Genomic DNA, 3,872 nt, shown 5'->3' with positions numbered 1-3,872 from the left:
CCGTCCGGCATCAGCACGGTGCGGTTATAGGCATAGCTGAAGACCGGCTCGAGGCCGGAGGACACATTGTCGGCGACCAGAGAGATGGTGCCGGTCGGTGCGATGGAGGTCAGCAGGGCGTTGCGGATGCCATGCTCCCGGATCGCGTCCTGCACGTCCTGATCCAGCTCTTTCACCGATTCGCTGGCCAGATACTTGTCCGCATCGAACAGCGGGAACGCACCCTTCTCCTTCGCCAGATCGACCGAGGCGAGATAGGAGTGACGGCGCAGCGCGGCCATCCATTTCTCCGTCATCGCCACCGCGTCCGGCGAGCCGTAACGCAGCCCGCAGAAGATCAGCGCGTCGGCCAGCCCCGTGACACCGAGGCCGATACGGCGCTTGGCCTGGGCTTCGTGCTCCTGCTCCGGCAGCGGGAATTTCGAGGCGTCGACCACATTGTCCATCATCCGGACGGCAAGCGGCACCACGCGGGCCAACTCGTCCAGATCCAGCTCCGCGTTTTCCTCGAACGGGTTCTTCACGAAGCGGGCGAGATTGATGGAGCCGAGCAGGCAGGCGCCATAGGGCGGCAGCGGCTGCTCGCCGCACGGGTTGGTGGCGGCGATGGTCTCGCAATAATGCAGGTTGTTCCGCTTGTTGATGCGGTCGATGAAAATCACGCCCGGCTCGGCATAGGCGTAGGTCGCGGCCATGATCTTGTCCCACAGATCCCGCGCCCGCACGGTCTTGAAGACGGTGCCGTCAAAGACGAGATCCCAGGAATCGTCCGCCTTCACCGCGTCCATGAAGGGATCGGTGGCAAGGACGGAGAGATTGAACATGCGCAGCCGGGCCGGGTCCCGTTTCGCCTCGATGAAGGCTTCCACGTCCGGATGGTCGCAGCGCAACGTCGCCATCATGGCGCCACGGCGGGAGCCCGCGCTCATGATGGTGCGGCACATGGCGTCCCAGACATCCATGAAGGAAAGCGGGCCGGACGCATCCGCCGCCACCCCGTGCACCCGGGCTCCGCGCGGCCGGATGGTGGAGAAATCGTAGCCGATGCCGCCGCCCTGCTGCATGGTCAGGGCCGCTTCCTTCAGACCCTCGAAGATCCCGGCCATATTGTCCGGCACGGTGCCCATGACAAAGCAGTTGAACAGCGTGACCTGACGGCCGGTGCCGGCCCCGGCGAAGATCCGGCCGGCGGGCAGATAACGGAAATCGGCGAGCGCGGTATAAAACTTCTCCGCCCATGCTTCCTGATCACTCTCGACCTCGGCCAAAGCCCGCGCGACACGCTGCCAGCTCTCCTCGATCGTGCGATCGACAGGCTCGCCGTCTGCGGTCTTCAGGCGGTACTTCATGTCCCAAATCTGCTGGGAAACCGGGGCGATTGAAGTCATTCCGGGCTCGTCCGTTCTATCTCGTCAAACACTATATATAGCCGCATGCTATCCAGAGGACGCTATATATATACATCCTGATCGCATGTCCATCACTGGCACGTCATAAAGCCAGCCTAACACGATAACCCTATCCGGGCATCACCGAAGCCGCCGTCACCCGCAGCCAGGCCGCCTGATATTTGACGTATTCCGAGACCATCAGGAAGCGCGATTGCGGCGATTTCCACCATTCGGCAAGGCCGGGATAGGCCGGGCGGACCGGGTATTCGCTGATCTCGATATCCGGCATGGCTGCGTGGAATTCGATTCGCGAACGGGCCATGTGATAGTTCGAGGTGACGAGGATCATGGAATGATACCCCCCCGCCCGCATCCAGCCGGCCGCCTCTTCCGCATTGCCGATAGTGTCGTGCGCACCGTAACCGAGCGCCACGCAGCAGGCCATCTTGGCGGCATCGATGGACACACCGCTTTCCGCCACGGCGGCCCGGAATTCAGGCGGACTGACAATATCGTTCACCCCGGTCACCAGCAGGGCCTCCGCGTGCCCCTCAAGCAACAGCGAGACCGCGACGGGCACCCGGCGGCTGCCGCCGGTCAGCACGACGATGGCATCGGCCTGCGGGGCGGCACCCGGCGCGTCGGACGGCATGACGGCGAGGAACCAGAAAAACCCGCCGATCCATAAACCGGCCGCAACGACGGCGACACTCAGCATGCCGACGAGCCACCCCCTGAGCGGCCCGGCCTTCCAGTTCCGGCCTTTCTCCCCACTGCCCTGCCGGCCATCCTGCCGGCTTTCCTGGCGGCCTTCCGCGCTCACGGATTCATCCTTCTGAGCGCGCCAAGCACGGAGAGGCGCGCGGCAATCCAGGCGACAAAGGCCACCAGCACCGGCGCGGAGGCGATCAGCAGCCATTCGATAATTCCGGCGGGCAGCCCGCCGAGCAGGGTCGGGATCAGATTGGCGCCATCCACTGCCTCAGGCTCCAGAGCGGCGGCGCCACCGGCCAGCGTCGCAACCGCGAGAACCCCGCCGACCAGACCACCGCGCAGCGCCATTTTCAGAACATGGGCCTGAAATTCGGACGCGATATAGCCGTCGCGCGCGCCGATCAGATGCAGGATGGCGATCACTTCGCGATGGATCGAGACCGAGGTGCGCACGGCAAAGATCACGGCAACAACGGAGGCGCCCATGACCAGCGCCAGAACGGTCAGACCCAACGCCTCGACCGCCCGGGTCAGCTTCGCCACATGGCCCATCCACTGGGTATGGGCCTCGACCATGGCGCCGGGGAAACGCTCGCCCAGACGGGATTCGAACTGCTTCAGGTCGATCTCCGGCGGCGCGGCGAAATGCAGGTCGAACAGGCGCGGCAACGGCAACTCCGCCGCCAGATCGGCCCCGAGCCAGGGCGCCAGCAATTCGGCGCTGCTGGAGGTATCGACCCGGACCATCCGGATAACCCCCGGCAATTGCCGCATCATCCGTTCCGCCTGGCTCAGGCGCGGGGCATCGCTGCCCTCTGATACCGCCGACGGGATCTGCACCGTGACCACGCTGCCGAGGGCAAAATCCCAGCGTGCCGCGAGCTGATGCGAGGTCACCGCGCCGACCGAGGCGAGCACGGCGAAATAACACATGATGCCGAGCAGCCAGGGCAGGTAGCGGGCGGATGGATCGTGCGACAGTGGAATGTCGCCGCGGGTCATCAGGGCCATGGGATCAGCCCCCGTGGCGATGCTGGCTGGGGGCCGTGCCCGCAGTGGCGGCGCCGACCGGACGCGGTGCGCTGCGCCGGCTACCCGGTCCCCGGACACGGGTCACCCGCCCGCCATCGACATTGAGGCAGGGATGGGTAAAGCGCTCCACCAGCGCCCGGTTATGGGTCGCGATCAGCACCGTCGTGCCCATCTTGTGCAGTTCCTCGAAGAGATAGAGCAGCCGGACGGCCACGCCGTCATCGACATTGCCCGTCGGCTCGTCTGCGAGCAAGAGCTGCGGACGGCCGATCACCGCACGGGCAATGGCCACGCGCTGCTGCTGCCCACCGGAAAGCGTGTGCGGCAAGGCATCGAAATGACCGGACAGGCCAACCCATTCGAGCAACTCCGGCACATATTCGCGGATCGCCGATTCGCGGGCCCCCGCGATGCGCAGCGGCAGCGCGACATTGTCCAGCGCGCTCAGATGCTGGATCAGCCGGAAATCCTGAAACACGATGCCGATACGCCGGCGCAGCGCCGGGATGCCGTCCCGGCCGATGCTGGCCGCGTTCTGGCCGAACAGGGACAACCGGCCGCGCGACGGCTTGAGGCCGAGATACATCAGCTTCAGCAGGCTCGACTTTCCGGCTCCACTGGCCCCGGTGATGAACTGGAACGAGCGCTCCTCGATCGCGAAATTGACATCGCTGAGGATCGCCGGGCTCCCGGGATAGCGGAGCTCCACCTTGTCAAACTGGATCACGGCGCGGC

Annotated in this window: 4 protein-coding genes; all 4 read right to left on the bottom strand. The window is 65.3% G+C overall.

What is annotated here, in order from left to right; all coding sequences use genetic code 11:
- The coding region (locus tag AAC126_RS21940; RefSeq protein ID WP_339857527.1) for an adenosylcobalamin-dependent ribonucleoside-diphosphate reductase at positions 1–1,388 on the bottom strand (1,388 nt) is incomplete at its 3' end.
- Positions 1,389–1,518: 130 nt separating this feature from the next.
- Positions 1,519–2,214, bottom strand: a complete 696-nt coding sequence (locus AAC126_RS21935; protein ID WP_339857525.1) for a YdcF family protein — start codon at positions 2,212–2,214, stop codon at positions 1,519–1,521.
- The gene (locus tag AAC126_RS21930) at positions 2,211–3,116 is read right to left on the bottom strand and encodes a hypothetical protein (RefSeq protein ID WP_339857522.1); all 906 of its coding nucleotides are present in this window, start codon (positions 3,114–3,116) and stop codon (positions 2,211–2,213) included. Before AAC126_RS21930 ends, AAC126_RS21935 begins: the two co-directional genes overlap by 4 nt.
- A 4-nt stretch (positions 3,117–3,120) precedes the next feature.
- Entirely contained in the window at positions 3,121–3,864 is a 744-nt protein-coding gene (ftsE, locus tag AAC126_RS21925) for a cell division ATP-binding protein FtsE (RefSeq protein ID WP_339857529.1), read from the bottom strand.
- Between the last annotated feature and the right edge of the window lie 8 nt (positions 3,865–3,872).

Source organism: uncultured Nisaea sp., from assembly GCF_963974195.1.
Lineage (GTDB): Bacteria > Pseudomonadota > Alphaproteobacteria > Thalassobaculales > Thalassobaculaceae > Nisaea.
This window is presented reverse-complemented; position numbering and strand designations above follow the sequence as displayed.

Coding starts and splice junctions, on each gene's coding strand:
- AAC126_RS21930 (WP_339857522.1), bottom strand. CDS start 3,116: ATGGCCCTGATGACCCGCGGCGACATTCCACTGTCGCACGATCCATCC.